General features: G+C 63.8%; 16 protein-coding genes. 2 read left to right on the top strand and 14 right to left on the bottom strand.

Annotated elements, in window-relative coordinates; all coding sequences use genetic code 11:
- From madL to pilG, 14 genes are all read right to left on the bottom strand, one after another.
- Positions 1–417 (bottom strand): malonate transporter subunit MadL, encoded by a 417-nt coding sequence (gene madL / locus ACTJK9_RS06295; protein WP_008063455.1) that lies wholly within the window; start codon positions 415–417, stop codon positions 1–3.
- Between the two features lie 64 nt (positions 418–481).
- Positions 482–1,402, bottom strand: a complete 921-nt coding sequence (gene mdcH, locus ACTJK9_RS06290; protein WP_440812924.1) for a malonate decarboxylase subunit epsilon — start codon at positions 1,400–1,402, stop codon at positions 482–484.
- Positions 1,399–2,019, bottom strand: coding sequence for a malonate decarboxylase holo-ACP synthase (locus tag ACTJK9_RS06285; protein ID WP_440812921.1), 621 nt, complete (start codon positions 2,017–2,019; stop codon positions 1,399–1,401). Before ACTJK9_RS06285 ends, mdcH begins: the two co-directional genes overlap by 4 nt.
- Entirely contained in the window at positions 2,013–2,798 is a 786-nt protein-coding gene (mdcE, locus tag ACTJK9_RS06280) for a biotin-independent malonate decarboxylase subunit gamma (protein WP_085611964.1), read from the bottom strand. The genes ACTJK9_RS06285 and mdcE overlap by 7 nt, the downstream gene beginning before the upstream one ends.
- The gene (locus ACTJK9_RS06275) at positions 2,795–3,646 is read right to left on the bottom strand and encodes a biotin-independent malonate decarboxylase subunit beta (RefSeq protein WP_440812918.1); all 852 of its coding nucleotides are present in this window, start codon (positions 3,644–3,646) and stop codon (positions 2,795–2,797) included. The genes mdcE and ACTJK9_RS06275 overlap by 4 nt, the downstream gene beginning before the upstream one ends.
- Positions 3,639–3,938, bottom strand: a complete 300-nt coding sequence (locus tag ACTJK9_RS06270) for a malonate decarboxylase subunit delta (RefSeq protein ID WP_039767948.1) — start codon at positions 3,936–3,938, stop codon at positions 3,639–3,641. The genes ACTJK9_RS06275 and ACTJK9_RS06270 overlap by 8 nt, the downstream gene beginning before the upstream one ends.
- The gene (locus ACTJK9_RS06265; RefSeq protein ID WP_440812915.1) at positions 3,938–4,810 is read right to left on the bottom strand and encodes a triphosphoribosyl-dephospho-CoA synthase; all 873 of its coding nucleotides are present in this window, start codon (positions 4,808–4,810) and stop codon (positions 3,938–3,940) included. The genes ACTJK9_RS06270 and ACTJK9_RS06265 overlap by 1 nt, the downstream gene beginning before the upstream one ends.
- Complete coding sequence (gene mdcA / locus ACTJK9_RS06260) at positions 4,810–6,480, bottom strand: malonate decarboxylase subunit alpha (RefSeq protein ID WP_440812913.1); 1,671 nt, start codon at positions 6,478–6,480, stop codon at positions 4,810–4,812. Before mdcA ends, ACTJK9_RS06265 begins: the two co-directional genes overlap by 1 nt.
- 99 nt (positions 6,481–6,579) lie before the next feature.
- Positions 6,580–7,050 carry a chemotaxis protein CheW gene (locus ACTJK9_RS06255; RefSeq protein WP_221398265.1) on the bottom strand — a complete coding sequence of 157 codons (471 nt, stop codon included), beginning with the start codon at positions 7,048–7,050 and terminating at the stop codon, positions 6,580–6,582.
- Positions 7,043–12,958 carry an Hpt domain-containing protein gene (locus tag ACTJK9_RS06250; RefSeq protein WP_440812909.1) on the bottom strand — a complete coding sequence of 1,972 codons (5,916 nt, stop codon included), beginning with the start codon at positions 12,956–12,958 and terminating at the stop codon, positions 7,043–7,045. Before ACTJK9_RS06250 ends, ACTJK9_RS06255 begins: the two co-directional genes overlap by 8 nt.
- Before the next feature lie 35 nt (positions 12,959–12,993).
- On the bottom strand, positions 12,994–15,054 hold the full coding sequence (locus ACTJK9_RS06245; protein WP_440812906.1) for a methyl-accepting chemotaxis protein: 2,061 nt from the start codon (positions 15,052–15,054) through the stop codon (positions 12,994–12,996).
- A 13-nt stretch (positions 15,055–15,067) separates the two neighbouring features.
- Positions 15,068–15,607 carry a chemotaxis protein CheW gene (locus ACTJK9_RS06240; RefSeq protein WP_007953327.1) on the bottom strand — a complete coding sequence of 180 codons (540 nt, stop codon included), beginning with the start codon at positions 15,605–15,607 and terminating at the stop codon, positions 15,068–15,070.
- A gap of 10 nt (positions 15,608–15,617) precedes the next feature.
- Positions 15,618–15,983 (bottom strand): twitching motility response regulator PilH, encoded by a 366-nt coding sequence (gene pilH, locus ACTJK9_RS06235; RefSeq protein WP_011336365.1) that lies wholly within the window; start codon positions 15,981–15,983, stop codon positions 15,618–15,620.
- A 60-nt stretch (positions 15,984–16,043) separates the two neighbouring features.
- Positions 16,044–16,448, bottom strand: a complete 405-nt coding sequence (gene pilG, locus ACTJK9_RS06230; protein ID WP_007953330.1) for a twitching motility response regulator PilG — start codon at positions 16,446–16,448, stop codon at positions 16,044–16,046.
- 224 nt (positions 16,449–16,672) lie between these two features.
- On the opposite strand from pilG, the gene gshB reads away from it, so the two are divergent.
- Complete coding sequence (gshB, locus tag ACTJK9_RS06225; RefSeq protein ID WP_085611972.1) at positions 16,673–17,623, top strand: glutathione synthase; 951 nt, start codon at positions 16,673–16,675, stop codon at positions 17,621–17,623.
- 107 nt (positions 17,624–17,730) lie between these two features.
- The gene (locus tag ACTJK9_RS06220) at positions 17,731–18,630 is read left to right on the top strand and encodes an energy transducer TonB (RefSeq protein ID WP_039767939.1); all 900 of its coding nucleotides are present in this window, start codon (positions 17,731–17,733) and stop codon (positions 18,628–18,630) included.
- The last annotated feature ends 24 nt before the right edge of the window (positions 18,631–18,654 follow it).

Here is an 18,654-nt window from a genome sequence, read left to right as displayed (position 1 = left end):
TCAGCGACCTCCTACCGGTGTGCCGACCGGGGAGATTTCCGCCGGCTCGTCGGGCAAAGGCTCGCCTTTATGGGTGCGGCTGATCAAAGCAATCGTGCAGCCACAGACCACCACCGAACCGATCGCCGCCAGCACCGCCACCGGGCCGCCGTGCAGGGCGGTGACGACGTTCTGTTGCGCGGCCATCGCCACCACCACGGGAATGTACATGGCGCCCCAGAAGCCGACGCCCATCTCGCAATCCTTGGTCATGCCGCCGCGTTTCTGCATCCACAACCGCGCGCAGATCAACAGGATCATCGCGATGCCGACCCCGCCGACGTTGGATTTGACGCCCAGAAGAACACCGAGCATGTCACCCATGATCACCCCTGCCAGCGTACAGATCGCCAGCAGCGCCACACCGTAAATAATCATTGTTGTAGTCCTCAAAGTGCATCGTCGAATTGTTTTTGTTGTTCGAAGCCTGAGTCGCAGCGGTCTAGAGTCGGCGGCCCTCCTCTTCACGCAACAGCGCCTGCAAGGTGTCGAGCCGGGCACTGTCGAAGGCAGTGACAGTCCCCTGTTCGAACACCCGGCGCGCCAGCCCGGTCAGCACCGCACCGGGCGGCAGTTCGATCTGTAGACGTACGCCGCGCTCGTAGGCGCTTTGTACGGTGCCGCGCCAGTCCACCACGCGGCACATGTTGAAGGCGAGGTCGTCGCGCAGCGCTTCTACGTTGGTCACAGGCCTGGCGCGACTGCCGCTCAGGTAAGCGATGTTCGGTGTTTTCAGTTCTACCCTGGTGAACGCTTCGGCGAGGGTTTGCGCAGGCTCATCCAGCAACGGGCAGTGCGACGGCACGCTGACCGCCAGCCGTCTTGCCAGACCGGCGCCACGACTGCGCGCCAGCTCGGCGACCGCTTGCATCGCCTTGTCGCTGCCGGCAATCACCACCTGGTTATCGGCGTTGATATTGGCCAGGTACACCGGTGTTTCTGCGCCGTGCACCTGCGCCAGCAGCATTTCGACTGTGGATAATTGCAGGCCGATGATCGCGGTCATGCCGAAGCCCTGTGGATAAGCCTGCTGCATCAACTCGCCGCGCAGGCTGACCAGATGCAGCGCATCGCTGAAGCTCAACGCTCCGGCGACCACCGCTGCCGGATACGCTCCAATGGACAGGCCGGCGACGTAATCTGCGGTGAGTTCGTCCTGCAACAACTGCCGCGAGGCTGCAACGCCGGCGATCAGCAAGCAGAGCTGAACCGCCCGGGTGCTGCGCAGCGCTTCGCTGGAATCCAGCCGCAAGACATCTTCACCGAGCTCGTCGCTGGCCTCGATCAGCGTTTCCCGAGGCAAACGCTGAAGCATGCCGGGCTGTTGCGCGCCCTGGCCGGGAAACACCAGCAGGCTGCTCACGCTGCCTGCTCCTGCGGGTTCCACGGATCAGACACCAGACAGGCTTCATGGGCGTTTTTCAGCAGCACCCGTGAAGCATTCCCGGCCCATTCGCGCAGGGCGACGGCACCGAACGGCGTCTGCAATTGCAGGTCGACCCGGCAGATCGCCTGATCGAGATGCGCCACCAGTTTGCGCGCCTGGTTACGGGTGATGAGTTGCGGCGTACGCAGAATCAAGTCGAGATCGCTGCGCTCGTGCATTGCCGTAAATCCACTGGCCAGCTCAAACCCGACACTGCCACTGACACCCCAGATCCAACCGCAATCATCGAGCACCGGCCGCAGTTGCCGCAGCGCCTGCATGACCGGCAGATCACGCGCGCTCTCTACATGACAAAGCGCTTCCGGGCTGACCCGACAGGCAATCGAATCGACAGACATAAACGCCGCCAGCCGCTGCTCGCGCAACCGACCGCGCACGCCCACCGCCACGAATCCGTCTTCACTCAACGCCCGCCGCACCACCACCGGTTGCCCGCCAGCCAGCGAATCAATCGCCCACTGCGGCGCATCCGCCGGCAACTGCGCCGGCGTCATGCCCCACAGCAGGTCGTGGGCGAGAACGCTGTTCACCACTGCGCCCTCAGCAATTCACGTACACGGCTGGAGGCTTCGCGGTTTTTCGCGCCGAGACGATTGCTCAAATCAGTCGCACCAACATCTTCGATGGCTTGCTTCAGGCATTCGCCGACCCGCGCCAGATCCTCCGCCGTCGGCTGTTCGATCTGCTGCACCGACAAGGTTTCCCAGAGCAATCCGAGGCTGGCGTAGCTGTCGATGTCATAGGCCATCGGCGGCACGCTGGACGCCAGGGCTTCCAGTTCTTCAACGCTGCGCAACGTCACCCGCGCCGCCGACGCCTTGCCCATCGCATGCACCATCACCCCCGGATCACGCAGGGCGATCAAGCGATTGGCCTGATATCCGTGAGCGAGAAACGCCCCGGACATGGCCTTGCCCACCAGCAGCGCAATCACCGGATGCCCGGCCAGACGGGCGCGGGCATAAGCGTGCGCCGCACCCGCCAGGGCCTGATGAATGCCGAGGGCTTCTTCGCGGCGACCATAGGCCTGGCTCGGCACATCGACGATGGCGATCAAGGGGCGCTTTTGCGATTTGTCCTGGTCGGCGGTGATCGCGTCATCCACCGCCTTGGCCAGGCCCCAGCCTTCGAGCAAACCGACTTCGCCGTTGCGAGCGCGAGGGAAACGGTTTTGCGGATCGGCGACCACGGCGATAAAACGCCCGAGTGCCCCGTCGGCGACCTTCAGCGAGGGCGGTAAACCTTCAACGGCATTCGCGCCAGCGCTCAAGGCGTTGAACCAGTTCAAACCGCGCACGGAATAACCACTCATGAGCGCTCTCCTTGATACAGATCGCGAACCACCGAAGGCTCGATTTGCTTGTCAGTGTCCAGGCTCGTCAGGCGTTGCAGGAACCACTCGGCCCGTTGACTGCGCGGTTGCGCTGGCAGGCCCTGTTGCAGCAACTCGCCGACCTGCCCGCGAATCTGCGCCACGTCATCGGCGACATAGCGATCCACCAGGCCGCTGGCAAACCGTTGCTCGCCACCGGTCAGGCTCCAGATGAAGGGCCGGTCGCGAGAGTCGTACTCCTCGATCCCGGCTTCCTGCTCGATCACCTGCGGGCCGTTCAGGCCGAGGCGTGCTTCCTGGGTCACCAGCAAATAGCTGCACAGCGCGGCGGCAATCGACATCCCGCCAAAGCAACCGACGCTGCCGGCCACCACACCGACCACGGGTTGGTATTGCTGCAAGTCGACAATCGCCGCGTGGATATCGGCAATCGCCGCCAGCCCAAGGTTGGCTTCCTGCAGGCGCACGCCGCCGGTTTCCAGCAGCAGGATGGCGCGGGTCGGGATGCCTTTGCGGTTGTCCTCGGCGGCCAGTTCCAGCGCGCCGGCGATTTTCGCGCCGCCGACTTCACCGAGGCTACCGCCCTGAAACGCACCTTCGATGGCCGCGATCACCACCGGCAAACCATCGAGGCTGCCCTTGGCGATCACCACGCCGTCATCGGCCTGTGGCACCACGCCCTGACGTTCGAGCCATGGCGACATGACGCGTTGAAACGGGTCGAGCAGTTCGCGGAAGGTGCCGGCGTCGAGCAAGGCTTTCGCCCGCTGCCGTGCGCCAAGTTCGACGAACGAATGCTTGTGCAAAAGTGCCGAGGTGTCAGTCATGGCCGATCTCCTCGAAGCCTTGTTCCAGCCGCAGGCGCACCACACCCGGGGTCGCACCGAAGTCGTGGATATCGATGGCCATCGCCGGTGGCGTGGTGCCGTCGAACATCCGTGCGAACAGATGCTGCCAGCGCTGCTCGGCACCGTTGACTGAAGTCTGCACGTTGATCGTCAGCTTGCCGGCCAGGCCCGGTTCGATCAGCACTTCCAGATCGCCGGAGCCGACACAACCGACCAGCGCCCGACCGCGCGGCGGCTGCCCGGCGGGGAATTCAAAGGATAAGGTTTCCATCAAAACGCTCCCTGAAGGATGCCGTCGCGCTCGATTCGATCAAGCAACAACGTGGCGGCGAGCAAGTCGGCGGCGCCACCGGGCGAGGCATTCAATGCGATGAGTTGTTGATCGAGTTCGTGCAGGCGACGGCGACCGGTGAGGCTGGCGCTGCCGCCGACGTCAAGCACTGCCTGGGCGCCATGTTGCATGGCGTGCAGGCCCTGTTCGCCGGCGCGGTACAGCACGCAGGTGTCGGCCAGCTCAGTCATGATTGCGAGCAAGGCATCGAGCCGGGCGTTCTGTTCGCCATGGCCGGCGGCGCGGCTGCGTTTGAGCTGCGGCAGGCCACGCTGCACTACGGACGGGAAGCCGAGTTGCGCTTCTTCCCGGGCGCCGCGAGCGCCATAGCGTTGGGCGACTTGGGCGCCATGGCTCAGCGGACGCGGCGCATAACGGTCATCGAGCAACGCCAGACGCGCAACGCGCAGAGTGACGGCACTGGCGCTGGTGGATTTCGTGTCCAGCGCAGCCGCCGTGACCAACAGGCCCAGCGCCCAGATCGCCCCGCGATGGGTGTTCACACCGTGGGTGGTGGCGAGCATCGCTTGTTCGCCTTCTCGTCCGATGCGGCCGATGGCTTCGCGCAGCGGCAAGCCGATCTCGCCGAACTCGAGCGCGGCTTCGGCCATTTCCTTGAACGCCGGCCACAACGCCAGCGCCGAGGCATGCATCAATCCCAGGTGCAGATCGGTGTGCGCACCGTTGCCGCGACGGTCGACCAGCGCCGGTTTCGGCGACAGGTCGGCTTCGTCGATCAGCGCGTCCACGGCCAGGTCCGCCAGCCGTTCCGCAAGGGTGATGGTTTTCGGTTGCAGGTTGAATGCGTGCATTACCAGCTCCTGAACTTGGCGGGCGCGTTGTAGAGGCCGCCGGACCACTCGACCAGATCGGCCACGCTTTTCGCCGCCAGCAATTCGCGGGTGGCGTCGGTGCGACGGATGCCGAGGTCTTCGGGCAAGGCAATCAGGCCTTCGCGGCGCATGCGTTCGGTGTCTTTCGGGTTGTGGCGCAGGCCGATGGCGGTGACGCCGGCCACCGCTGCGATCATCGCCTGACGCTCCTCCAGCGAACGTGCCTTGTACAGGTAGGCGATGCCTTCTTCGGTCAGCAGGTGGGTGACGTCGTCGCCGTAGATCATTATCGGCGCGAGCGGCATGCCGCTTTTCTTCGCCACCTCAACCGCGTCGAGGGTTTCGACGAAGGTCGGTTTGCCGCCCTCCTGGAAGGTCTCGACCATTTGCACCACCAGTTTCTTGCCGCGTTCGAGCATCGGTTGCTGCGAATCGTCATGGCGCATATCGAGCCAGGCCGGAGTACCGTGACGACGGCCGCGTGGATCGTGGCCCATGTTCGGCGCGCCGCCGAAACCGGCGAGACGGCCACGGGTCACGGTGGAGGAATGGCCGTCGCCATCGACTTGCAGGGTCGCGCCGATGAACAGGTCCACCGCGTACTGCCCGGCCAGTTGGCAGAACATCCGGTTGGAACGCAGCGAGCCGTCACGACCGGTGAAGAACACATCAGGCCGGGCGGCAATGTAGTTTTCCATGCCCAGTTCGGTGCCGAAGCAATGCACGCTTTCGACCCAACCGCTTTCAATCGCCGGGATCAGGGTCGGGTGCGGATTGAGCGTCCAGTTGCGGCAGATCTTGCCCTTGAGGCCGAGGGATTCGCCGTAGGTCGGCAGGATCAGTTCAATGGCGGCGGTGTTGAAACCGATGCCGTGGTTCAGCGACTGCACATTGTGTTTTTCGTAGATCCCGCGGATCGCCATCATCGCCATCAGCACGTGCACCGGTTTGATGTGCCGAGGGTCGCGAGTGAACAGCGGCTCGATGTAGAACGGCTTGTCCGCCACCACCACGAAATCGACCCACGACGCCGGAATATCCACCCGGGGCAGTTCGCTGACGTCGTCCACCAGTTGATTGACCTGGACGATGACGATGCCGTCACTGAACGCGGCCGGTTCGATCAGCGCCGGGGTGTCTTCGGTGCTTGGGCCGGTGTAGATGTTGCCGGCACGGTCGGCCATGAATCCGGCCGAGAGCACGACGTTGGGGATCAGGTCCACCACCAGCCGGGCGTAGAGTTCGATGTAGGTGTGGATCGCGCCGATTTCCAGCAGACCGTCTTCGAGCAACTGGCTGATGCGCAGGCTCTGGGTGCCGGCGAAGGAGAAATCGAGCTTGCGGGCGATGCCGCGTTCGAACAGGTCCAGATGCTCGGAACGGCCGACGCTGGGCATGATCATGTGCAGGTCGTGGAGCTTTTCAGGATCGGCCTTGGCCAGAGAGCGCGAGAGGAAATCCGCCTGCTTCTGGTTGTTGCCCTCCAGTACCACACGGTCGCCGGGCAGGATCAGCGCCTCAAGTGCCGCGACGATTTTGTCGGTGGGCAACACCGCACCGTCGGCCAGCCCGCGCACCTTGTCGAGGCGCCGCTGCTTCTCGTCACGCCGCCGCGTCCAGCGCGAGTCGGGGGAAAGGGTTGTTGTCATGCTCACTCCACAGGGTTCGCTGTCGTGGAGCTACCTTAGGAGTGTGATCGAGGGGCATCAATCAAGCGCGGTGGCGAACCGTTACGGTGAGCGTAACGATCAGTGGACAAGCCCCGCATCCACCAACAATTTCTCCAATGCCAACAAATCCGGCACCTTCGCCACCTGCTCCCCGACCTGCACCGCCGCCTGCTCCAGCGCACACAACGGCACGTCGACATAACTCAACTGGCTGTCGAGCTTGTACGAGCGCGGAATCCCCTGCACCAGCAGCGCGATGAACTTCAACTCCGGCCGCCCGCCCAGGGCATTGAGGATGACGATCCGTGCCCGCTCGCCGATGACGATCCTGTTGCCGCACGCCGACTCGAAACTCAGCAGCGGAATCTGCCGCTCGCGCCAGGTCACCCGCCCCAGATACCACGGCGGCGTGTCGAGATCGAAGGCGCTGGACTGGTAGTCGATCAGCTCGGCGACGGCGACGTTGGGCAGGATCAGGTTGCGATCCGCCAGCGGCAGCAGCAGCCCGGTGAGCTGGCTGCTGCGTTGGTTGTGCCGGGTTTCATGCATGTTTTTTGCTCCACAGGGCGATGCTTTCGAGCAGCACCGATTCCTGGTACGGCTTGCCGAGGTAGTCGTTGACGCCGATGGCCATCGCGCGGTCGCGGTGTTTCTGGCCGGTGCGCGAGGTGATCATGATGATCGGCAGGTGTTGCAGGCGTTCGTCGTGGCGCACCTGAGTCGCCACTTCGAAGCCGTCCATGCGCGGCATTTCGATGTCGAGCAGCATCAGGTCCGGCATGTGCTCCTCCAGCAGCAGCATCGCATCGACCCCGTCCTTGGCGGTCAGCACGTTCATGCCGTGGCGTTCGAGCAAACGGCTGGTGACCTTGCGCACCGTCACCGAGTCGTCGACCACCATCACCAGCAACGGCTTGTGCGGTTCGCTTTCGATTTCGTGACTGGCCGGGCGCTGCGGCAACCGCGCCTGCATCGCGCGGATCGGCGCCAGCAGGTCGAGAATCAGCACCACCCGGCCATCGCCGAGGATTGTCGCCCCGGACACGCCCTGCACCGAGGCAAACTGCGGGCCGAGGCTCTTGACCACAATCTCGCGGGTGCCGGCCATCGTGTCGACCTGCACCGCGATGTACCGGTCGTTGCACTGCACCAGCAAGACCGGCACCGGCAGGCTCTGGCCGGATAGTTTCGGCCGTGGCGCGGTTTTCAGCAGCTCGCCCAGATAGCACAGTTCATAACGCTGGCCGCCGTACTGATAAGTCGGCGGGTCGAGACGGAAATGCCCGTCCAGTTCATTCGGCAGTACGCGGACGATGCCGTCGATGGTGTCCAGCGGAATCGCGTATTGATCCTCGCCGCACTGCACCATCAGCGCACGGTTGACCGAGACGGTGAACGGCAGGCGAATGCGAAAATGCACGCCTTGCCCCGGCACCGAATCAATGCTCATGGTGCCGCCCAGTTGCCGCACTTCTTCATGCACCACATCCATGCCCACGCCGCGCCCGGAAATCTGGGTGATTTTCTCGGCCGTGGAAAAACCTGGCTGGAGGATGAACTGCAACACCTCGCGGTCGCTGATCTCGGCGTCCGGCGCCAGCAGGCCGCGCTTGATCGCCTTGCGCCGCACGGCATCCAGCGGCACGCCGGCACCATCGTCGCGGATGTCGAACACGATGTCGCCGCCCTCGCGGGACAGGTCGAGGCTGATCTGCCCCTGCGCCGGTTTGCCCGCCGCCAGCCGGACTTCGGCGGACTCCAGGCCATGGTCGACGGCATTGCGCAGCATGTGTTCCAGCGGTGCCGCCATGCGCTCGAGGACGTTGCGGTCCATCTCGCCCTCGGCGTTGCCGACGCTGAACGCCACGTCCTTGCCCAGCTCTTCGGCGACCTGGCGCACGATGCGTTTCAGACGCGGCAACATGCGCTCGAACGGCACCATGCGCGTGCGCATCAGGCCTTCCTGCAACTCGGTGTTGATCCGCCCCTGCTGCTGCAACAGGTTCTCCGCGTCGTGGGTGCGCCGGTCGAGGGTTTCCTTCAAGTCCAGCAAGTCGGAAGCAGACTCGAACAGCGCCCGTGACAGCTGCTGCAACTGCGAATGGCGGTCCATTTCCAGCGGGTCGAAATCTTCGTAACCGAGGCGTTCGGCATCCACTTGCTGACGGCTGAGGATCCGCCCCTGGGTTTCGGTGTCGAGCCGGCGCAACTGGTCGCGCATGCGCTCGATGGTGGTTTCCATTTCGTGCAGGGCGGTCTGCGCATCGTTGACTTGCTGCTCGATGCGCCCACGGAAAATCGAGGTTTCGCCAGCGAGGTTGACCAGCTCGTCGAGCAGTTCGGCGGAGACCTTGACCATGTCCGCCCCGGTCTCGGGCGCCGGGGCCGCAGGCTCGGCCTTGACCGCAACCGGCGGCACGGGTGCCGGGGTTTGCACCAGCACGGGATGGCTGAAATTCTGGATCGCGCTGATCAGCCGGTCCGCCGGCGGACACGGCTGACCGGCGCGCACCCCGTCGAGCATCTGCGCCAAGCGGTCATGGCCGCGCTGCAACAGCGCGAACAGTTCGGCGCTGCCCTGCAGGGTGCCGGCAGACAGGCTTTCGTAGAGGTTTTCCAGCTCATGAGCAAGGTCGCCGATCGGGCCGATTTCCACCATCCGCGCACCGCCCTTGAGGGTGTGCAGATCGCGCAGCAGGGTTTCCACTTCCTGGCGATTGCCGGGTTCGGCCTGCCAGCGCAGCAACGCGGCGCCGGAGTTTTCGATGATGTCGAAACCTTCCTCAAGGAAGATCTCCAGCAGCTCCGGATCGTGTGCGGGGCCATCCTGCGTGGCGGAAGCGGTCGGCGTCTCAGGACTGGCGCTCGAGCCCTGGCGAAAGCGGCGGATCGCCTCGATCAGGTCCTGCGCCGGATCCAGCGGCTGGTGCCGGTGCAACTGTTCGAGGAACAGCGCCAGGCGCTCGTGGCTCTGGCGCAGCAATCGATCCAGGGCTTCGCTGTGGCTGTAACGACGATCCACCAGTCCTTGGTAAAGGCCTTCCAGTTCATGGGCCAGATCACCGACGGCCGCCACCTCGGCCATCCGCGCGCCGCCCTTGAGCGTGTGCAAATCCCGTTGCAGCGACGACAGCGGTGCGCCGTTTTCCGGATCCTTCAGCCAGCGCTGCAAGGCTTGGCCGGCGCTGTCGAGAATGTCCACCGCCTCTTCGAGGAAGATCTCGACGATCTCGTCGTCCGGCCCGCTGTCGGTGCTGTGTTGTTGCAGTTCGGCGGTGGCGCTGCCCAGTTCGCGGATGCTCGTGGTGCGGCTGCCATCGCTGCGGATCAGGCCCATGGCCGACGGGTCGAGGCTCTCGTCGAGCAGTTCGTGCAAGGCGCGGATGCGTTGCGGTTGCGGGGTGATTTCCTGGCCGGCGGCCAGTTCGTCGAGCATGTTGATCAGCGCTTCGTGGGCCTGCTGCGCCTCATGGAAAAACCGCTCGCTGACCGCCAGGCTGCTTTCCTCGACGGCGCCGTATAGATCGAGCAGTGCTTCGCACAGCACATCCACCGGCAGCAGATCCGCCAGGTGCGCGCCCTCGCCCAGGGTGGTCAGCTCATCGAGCAGCGCGCTGAGTTCCTGACGTTCGCCGGGGTGCTGCTGCCAGCGCTGCAAGAGGCTTTCGGCATCGAGCAGGATGTCCATGCCCTGGGCCAGAAAGTTGTTGATCAGTTGCGGATCGCGTTTGACCCGCAAGGCGCTGCTGGGGGCGCTGAGGATCGACTCCAAACGCTCGCCGAGCAGGGTTTCGGTGCGTTTGATCAGCGACTGCGCGCCGACAATCGGCGCCAGCGGATCGTGTTTGAGCTGACGCAGACCGACGCGAAACAGGCCCTCGGCTTCGAGCAGCAGTTCCACTTCGTCGAGGTCCAGCGCCAATTGATGGGCCTTGAATTCCCGGGCCAGTTTATCCAGCGGCGCCGCCAGTTCGGCAATCGGCGAAACTCCTGCCATCGAGGCGCTGCCCTTGAGGGTGTGCAGCGCGCGCTGCAACTCGTCGCTGGCCTGCAACGGCACATGCTCGGCAGCCTGATCGAGAAAACGATTGAGGCTGGCGAGGTGGGTTTCGGCTTCGTTGCGGAAAATCTCCAGCAACAGCGGATCGAGGGCCGCGACGTCTTCCACGTCTTCGGCCGGCAGCGGTGTGTCGCCCTTGGCCAGCGCATGGGCGCGGGCCGCCAGTTGATCGACATCGTGGCGCTGGCGCTGACCGTTGGTGGCGAATTCGGCGATCAGGTCCGGCAACAGCAGCAGCGTGTCGGCCAACAACTGGCGCACCGCCGGGCCGGGTTCGACACTGTGTTCCAGCACCCGGTTGAGCAGGTTTTCCACCGCCCAGGCCAGCTCGCCGAGGACCAGCGCACGCACCATCCGGCCGCTGCCCTTCAGCGTATGGAAGCCGCGGCGCAGCTCACTGAGGGCGGCGCGGTCATCGGGCTCGGCAGACCAGCGCGGCAGGTAGTCGCTCAGCACCTCGAGCACTTCCCCGGTTTCTTCGAGGAACACTTCGCGCAGCTCGTCATCCACCGGTTCTTCATCGGCCGGTGGTGGCAGCAGGCTGCCCGGCGTGGTCAGCGCCGGTGGGTTGACCGCCGAGACCGGGCTGGCCAGCACTTCGGCCAACGACTGCACGATCTGCGGGTCGTCCAGCTCCTGTAAATCCTGCATCACCAGCGCTTCGCTGGGGCTGAGCACATCGTCGAGCACCGGCACATGCGGCTCGCCAGGCTGTTCGTCAGGGAAGAAGCCGAGACTGGCGAGGCTTTTCTGCGCGATATCCAGCAAGTGTTCGCTGGGTGCCTGCGGGTCGTCGGTCAGGCGCTCGAGGTAATACTCGAGGCTGGTGATGGCGTCGGCGAGGTTGTCGAGTTGCTGCCAGCCCGGCTCGTGCGGGTCGAGCAACAGGTGCTCGCGGATAAATCCGTTGCAGGCTTCGAGCAGGCTGGCCGCGCGCGCCAGCGGAATCATCGCCAGCGCGCCGCGCACCTGGGTCAGCAGCGCCGGCAGGCTTTGCAGTTGCTGGCGATCCCAGTCGGCGTCGATGTAGTCGACGATCATGTCCTTGGCCTGTTGCAGACAGATACGCGCTTCCTTGATCACGATCTGATGAATCTGCGTCAGGTCGGTGGTCGGCAGCCGCGAATCTTCCGGGCTCTCCGGCTCCACCGTACCGACCATCCCGGCCAGCGTCGCTTCGACGTAGAGCAAGGCGCCGGCGACGTCCATCAGCGTGGCGTCGTTCGGTTCGCGCTGGCCCTGAGCGAGGCTGAGCACCACCGCCAGTTGATCGATGATCACCTTGCGCGGCTGACCGAAACCAAGCACCGCGAGGGTGTCGGCGATCTGCCGCAGCGGTGCCAGCAGGCTGTCCAGGTCCGAGGCGTGCTGGCGGTCGCTGCGCACGAACAGGTCGAGGCGTTCCTTGACCCGCACCAGCTCTTCGCACAGCGCCGCGAGCACCGAGCGCATGGCATCGCGGTCAGGGCCGGCCAGGCGCGCGCGTTCTTCGTCGACCATCGCGCTGTCGGGCAGCGCGTCGTCCAGGGAGTAGCGATCTTTCATGGTCAGCATCTGCCCGGTGGGGTGTTCGGCTTTGGCGATATAAAACAGCAGGCTTTTCAGCAGTTCAGGCGGTGGCGGCTGGTTGAGGCCGGGCATGCCCTGTTCGAGCAGGCGCTTGAGTTCCTTGTCGGCGTCCTTGAACAGGCTGCGCAGCGCCGGGCTGTTGGCGATTCGCCCTTCACGCATGCCTTCGACCAGCGCCGAGGCGACTTGCCACAACGGGCTCAGCGGCGCGTTACCGCTCAACGCTTCGAGGCGGGTGAAGACCTTGGCCAGATAACCGAGGTGCGTCTGGTCATCCTGTTCGCGGAGCAATCCGACCAGCGCCATTTGCAGCATCTGGCGCAATTTGCGCAGCACATTCGGCAGCTCTGCCGGCTCCAGCAGCGCCAGGGTTTCCTCGCCCAAAGACGCAAGTTCAGGCAACTGCGGGCTGAACAGGCTGGTTTCCGACAACAGGCTTTCGCCCCGGGCGCTGCGCAAGTCGTTGATCAGCGGCAGCACCACCAGCGGCAGGTCACGGCGGGCGCCCTGCACGCGGTCGAGGTAGATCGGCAACTGACCCAGCGCCTGCAACAGCAAGTGCAGCGCTTCGTCACGGTGGCTGACGCGGTCGCTCTGCAACGCTTCGACCAGGTGTTCCATTTCTTCGGCGAGCAATGCCGCGCCGTAGAACTCGACCATCTGCAGGCTGCCGTGCACCTGATGGATGCAGGCCAGGCATTCGTCCAGCCCGGGCACGGACTGCGGATCGTCGAGCACGGCTTCGATGGCCTGATGCGCCTGCCTCAGCGTCTCGGCGATTTCACCCTTGACCCATTCAAGGGCCACGTAATCGTGCCGGTCACCCATAACCACTCCGCTCGACATTGCCTCGCCCGCAGGCCTCACGCCTTGTCCGCGACGGGCGCAGACGCCGCCGGCAAGGTGAACCCGGACACCGAGCGACGCAACTGGCTGGCCATTTTCGCCAGGTTGCCGATGCTCTCGGCGGTGGCCGTGGAGCCGGACGAGGTCTGCGAAGTGATCTGCTGGATCACGTTCATCGTCAGGGAAATCTGCCCGGCCGAAGACGTCTGCTGCTGCGCCGCGTTGGAAATGCTCTGGATCAGCGCCGCGAGGGTCTTGGACACGCCTTCGATTTCTTCCAGGGCCACACCGGCATCCTGCGCCAGCCGCGCGCCGCGCACCACTTCGGTGGTGGTCTGCTCCATGGAAATCACGGCTTCGTTGGTGTCGGTCTGGATCGCCCGCACCAGCGTTTCGATCTGCCGGGTCGCAGCGGACGAGCGCTCGGCCAGCCGCTGCACTTCGTCGGCCACCACGGCAAAACCGCGCCCGGCATCACCGGCCATCGACGCCTGAATCGCCGCGTTGAGGGCGAGGATGTTGGTCTGGTCAGCAATGTCATCGATCAGGCTGACGATGTCGCCGATTTCCTGGGACGACTCGCCCAGGCGCTTGATGCGCTTGGCGGTGTCCTGGATCTGTTCGCGGATGTTGTCCATGCCGTGGATGGTGTTGTGCACCACTTCGTTGCCCTTGTTGGCAATCTCCACCGAACGTTCGGCCACCGCCGAAGATTCGGCGGCGTTGGCCGACACCTGATCGATGGATTGGGCCATGTCGCTGATCGCGGTCGAGGCTTCGGAAATCTGCTGGGCCTGATGCTCCGAGGCCTGGGCCAGGTGCATGGCGGTGGCCTGGGTTTCCTGCACCGCAGCGGCGACCTGGCCGGCGGTGAGGTTGATGGTGGCGACCAGATCGCGCAACTGGTCGACCGAATAGTTGATCGAGTCGGCGATGGTCCCGGTGAAGTCTTCGGTCACCGAGGCGGTTACGGTCAGGTCGCCGTCGGCGAGATCTTCGATCTCGTCGAGCAGGCGCATGATCGCGTTCTGGTTGCGCTCGTTCTTCTCGGCGGTCTCGCGCAACTGACGGTTGGTTTCCCGGACCATGACCAGGCCGATCAGGATGATCGAGGCCAGCGCCAGCAGGCCCAGTACGTAGCCGCCGATGGTGTCGGTGTTACGCCCGCCGGCAAGGTTTTCGAAACGGCTGGCCAGGTGCGAGGCTTCGTCGAGCAAGGTCTGCGACAGGCTGAAAATATTGGTGGCCGATTCACGGACCTTGAACAGCTCCGGCGAGGTTTCGAGGATTTCATCCACGGAACCTGAGACAAACTGAAACAGCTCGGAAATCTCGCTCAAGCGAGCGCGGGCGTCGCGGTCTTCCACCTGGCTGACTTTCAGCGCCGGGTTGCCTTGCAACATGCCATTGAGCACCTGACCGAAGCGCGCGGCATCGCGACCAAAAGCGTCGGCGGCTTGCTGGGAGTTTTCATCGCCCGACAGCACGGTGTTCACCGCGCCGAGAATCCGCTCGGCCAGCAGCGACTGACGCTGGGCCATCGCCACCTGCGCCGCCGGCGCACCGCGTTGCAGGAGGATTTCCACGACCTTTTCGTATTCGATCTGCAACTGCGGCACGGTTTCGGCCAGGGTCGCGGCCACCTGATGCAGGGACAGCACGGTCTGCTCGCTGGAGAGAATCGCGTCGGTGTTTTTCAGCAGGCGTTCCCAGTCCAGCTGCACGGCGCGCATTTCCGGGCGCACGACGGACGGCGCCGGCGGCAGGCCGGTGCTCGGGTCGCCCTTCTTGAGGTAACCCCAGCGTTGGGCAAAATCGTTGCGCGCATCGCTGAGCAGCTTGAACGCGGCGGCTTTGCCGGCGGCAGCCTCGGTGGCGTTCTTGGCGATCCGCTGCGACAGCACCCGCAGCTCGCCGGCGTGGCCGATGTACTGCTTGTCGTAGTTGGCCTGGGTGTTGAGGTAAGCGAAGTTGGCGAACAGCAGCATGATGAACACGATCAGTGCGATGAACAGCACGATGATCTGCGAGCGGCTGCGCGAGCCTTCTGCGGGCTTGCCTGTTTTTGCTTTGATCATCGGTCCTCGCCTGTTAAACCGCGACGTGCATGAAACTCGGTGACTGCGCCAGCGCAAACAGGCTGAACACCCGCCAGTTCTGCTCGCGCCGGAAATAGCCCTTGATGAACTCGCCTTTGGAGCCTTGCCGTTTACTGATCGAGACGGATTCGAAACTGTCCTGCTCGAAGTGCTGCAGGCCGAAGACTTCATCGACCAGCAACCCGGCAAACACGTCCTGATGCTCTACCACCAAGACCCGCCGCTGTTTGCGCATCGGTGACAGTTCATGGCCGAAAAAGCCGCACAGGTCCATGACCGGCAGCAGCCGCCCGCGCAGGTTGGCCACACCCTTGACCCACGGCTTCACGCCCGGCAGCTGGGTGACACGCAGTTCGGGCAGCACTTCGCTGACTTCGCCCATCGGCGTGACGTACCAGTGCTCGCCCAGACGAAAGCCGATGCCGCTCCAGCGATCCTGGCGCGCCGGTTGCGACGGCAGGTCCGCCGCCAACAGGCGACAGCGCTGGTCGATCTGCCACAACAGTTCGAACGCGGTCAGCGACTCGCTCATGGCGGCGCGATCAACCGGCCAGCACGTTGTTCAGGGTCTTGATCAGCGTGTCTTCGTCGACCGGTTTGGTCAGGTAGTCCCTGGCGCCCTGGCGGGTGCCCCAGACCTTGTCGGTCTCCTGATCCTTGGTGGTGATGATGATCACCGGGATGTGGCTGGTTTCCGCATCCTTGGTCAACTGGCGGGTAGCCTGAAAGCCGTTGAGGCCGGGCATGACAATGTCCATCAGCACCGCGTCGGGTTTTTCCTGGCGGGCCAGGGCCACGCCGTCGGCGCCGTTTTCGGCTTTGAGCACTTCGTGCCCGTGCTTTTCCAGCATGCCGGTGAGTTTGTACATTTCGGTCGGCGAGTCATCGACGATCAGGATACGTGCCATGGTCTTCCCCATTTTTCTTGTCGACACCGGGCCCGCTGGCCGAGCGTCTCTGTGCGTGTCTTACTGCGGCAAAGCGGCAGCGAAGCCCGGAACATGGGCCGAGATCGCGTCGAGCAGTTCTTCCTTGCTGAAAGGCTTGGTCAAAAATTGATCGGAACCGACAATCCGCCCCTTGGCCTTGTCGAACAGCCCGTCCCGGGACGACAGCATGATCACCGGCGTGCCCTTGAACGCGTTGTTGTTCTTGATTAAAGCGCAGGTCTGATAACCATCCAGACGCGGCATCATGATGTCGACGAAGATGATCCCGGGATGGTGGTCGGCGATCTTCGCCAGGGCGTCAAAACCGTCGATCGCGGTGATGACTTCGCACCCTGCATTTTTCAACAGGGTCTCGGCGGTGCGACGAATCGTTTTCGAGTCGTCGATCACCATGACCTTCAAGGCGCTGGACTGCTGTTCCATAAGGGGGCTCTACCGTCGCCTTTGCGAATCAATTTGTCCGTTTTGCGATGACTGATGGCTGGAAACCCTTGATGCTCAAGGGCCAGCACGGCTGGGAGCCTTTTTAGCACAGTCTCCAGACGCAATCTATCGACGGGTTTTTCCTTGACCGAAAACCCGCCCGGCGCCACTCTGGCGGCACTTTTTTCATACCGATCCGGTAGCCAATTTTCGAGGAAAACCCAATGAGCGTTCGCGTCGGGATTGTCATGGACCCTATCGCCAGCATTTCCTATAAAAAGGATAGCTCGCTGGCCATGCTGCTGGCGGCGCAGAAGCGCGGCTGGGAACTGTTCTATATGGAACAGAAAGACCTTTACCAGGGTGAAGGCCAGGCACGGGCGCGAATGAAGCCGCTGAAAGTCTTCGCCAACCCGGAAAAATGGTTCGAACTGGGCGCCGAGCAGGATTCGCTGCTCAGCGATCTGAACGTGATCCTGATGCGCAAGGATCCACCGTTCGACATGGAGTTCGTCTACTCCACCTACCTGCTCGAACAGGCCGAGTCCGCCGGGGTGCTGGTGGTCAACAAACCGCAGAGCCTGCGCGACTGCAACGAAAAGCTGTTTGCCACGCTGTTCCCGCAGTGCACGCCGCCGACCGTGGTCAGCCGCCGCGCCGACGTGCTGCGTGAATTTGCCGCCAAACATGGCGACGTGATCCTCAAGCCGCTGGACGGCATGGGCGGTACTTCGATCTTCCGTCACCGCGCCGGCGACCCGAACCTGTCGGTGATCCTGGAAACCCTGACCGCCCTCGGCGCCCAGCAGATCATGGGCCAGGCCTACCTGCCGGCGATCAAGGACGGCGACAAGCGCATCCTGATGATCGACGGCGAGCCGGTGGATTACTGCCTGGCGCGGATTCCGGCCCAGGGCGAAACCCGTGGCAACCTCGCGGCTGGCGGTCGTGGCGAAGCCCGTCCGCTGACCGACAAGGATCGCTGGATCGCCGCCCAGGTCGGCCCGACCTTGCGCGAGAAGGGCCTGCTGTTCGTCGGCCTGGACGTGATCGGCGAGCACCTGACCGAAATCAACGTCACCAGCCCGACCTGCATCCGCGAAATCGACAATGCCTTCGGCACCGACATCGGCAGCCTGCTGATGGATGCCATCGAGAAAAAGCTGCAAGCTTGATGTGCATCACATGCAGCCTGTCGCTTGATGCTTGAAGCCCAAGGCGTGAAACCAACATTGCGTTATCATGCGCGGCCTGTGAAAAACGCGATGTTGGTTTTCTTGTCATGACACTTCCGTCCGATCTGCCCGCTGAACTCGCCCATAAAGGCGTGCGCCCGGTCGATCGCCTCGGATTTACCCTGTTTCTCGCGGCGCTGATCCACCTGGCGCTGCTGCTCGGCGTGGGTTTCACCATGGTCGAGCCCAAGCAGATCAGCAAAACCCTGGAAATCACCCTCGCCACCTTCAAGAGCGAAAAGAAGCCGGCGAAGGCCGATTTCCTAGCCCAGGAAAACCAGGAAGGCAGCGGTACCCTCGACAAGAAGGCGATCCCCAAGACCACCGAAGTCGCGCCGTTCCAGGCAAACGAAGTCAAGAAAGTCACCCCGCCACCGGCCGCCAAGCCGGAAGTGCAGGAAGCCGCGCCCAAGGCGGCCGTGACCACCGTCGCGCCGAAACCGAAAAAGGCGCCGACCAAGAAAGAAGAAGCCAGGACCGAGACCAAACCGACGGTCGATGCGCCGACTTTCGACAGCTCGCAGCTCTCCAGCGACATCGCCAGCCTCGAAGCCGAACTGGCCAACGAACAACAGCTGTACGCCAAGCGCCCGCGCATCCACCGCCTCAGCGCTGCGTCGACCATGCGCGACAAGGGTGCCTGGTACAAGGACGAGTGGCGCAAGAAGGTCGAGCGCATCGGCAACCTCAATTACCCTGACGAAGCCCGGCGCAAGCAGATCTACGGCAATCTGCGCCTGATGGTGTCGATCAACCGCGACGGCTCGCTGTATGAAGTGCTGGTGCTGGAGTCTTCCGGCCAGCCGCTGCTGGATCAGGCGGCGCAACGTATCGTGCGACTGGCGGCACCGTTTGCACCGTTTACCGGGGACCTGTCGGACATCGACCGGCTGGAAATCATCCGCACCTGGAAATTCGCCCGGGGTGACCGGCTGTCCAGTAACTGAGTCGATCTTTTGCCCGCTCCAGCT

The sequence above is a fragment of the Pseudomonas sp. 22082 genome (assembly GCF_052046055.1).
GTDB lineage: Bacteria > Pseudomonadota > Gammaproteobacteria > Pseudomonadales > Pseudomonadaceae > Aquipseudomonas > Aquipseudomonas pharyngis.
The sequence above is the reverse complement of the archived record's forward strand: the minus strand, read 5'-3'. Positions and strand labels throughout refer to the sequence as shown.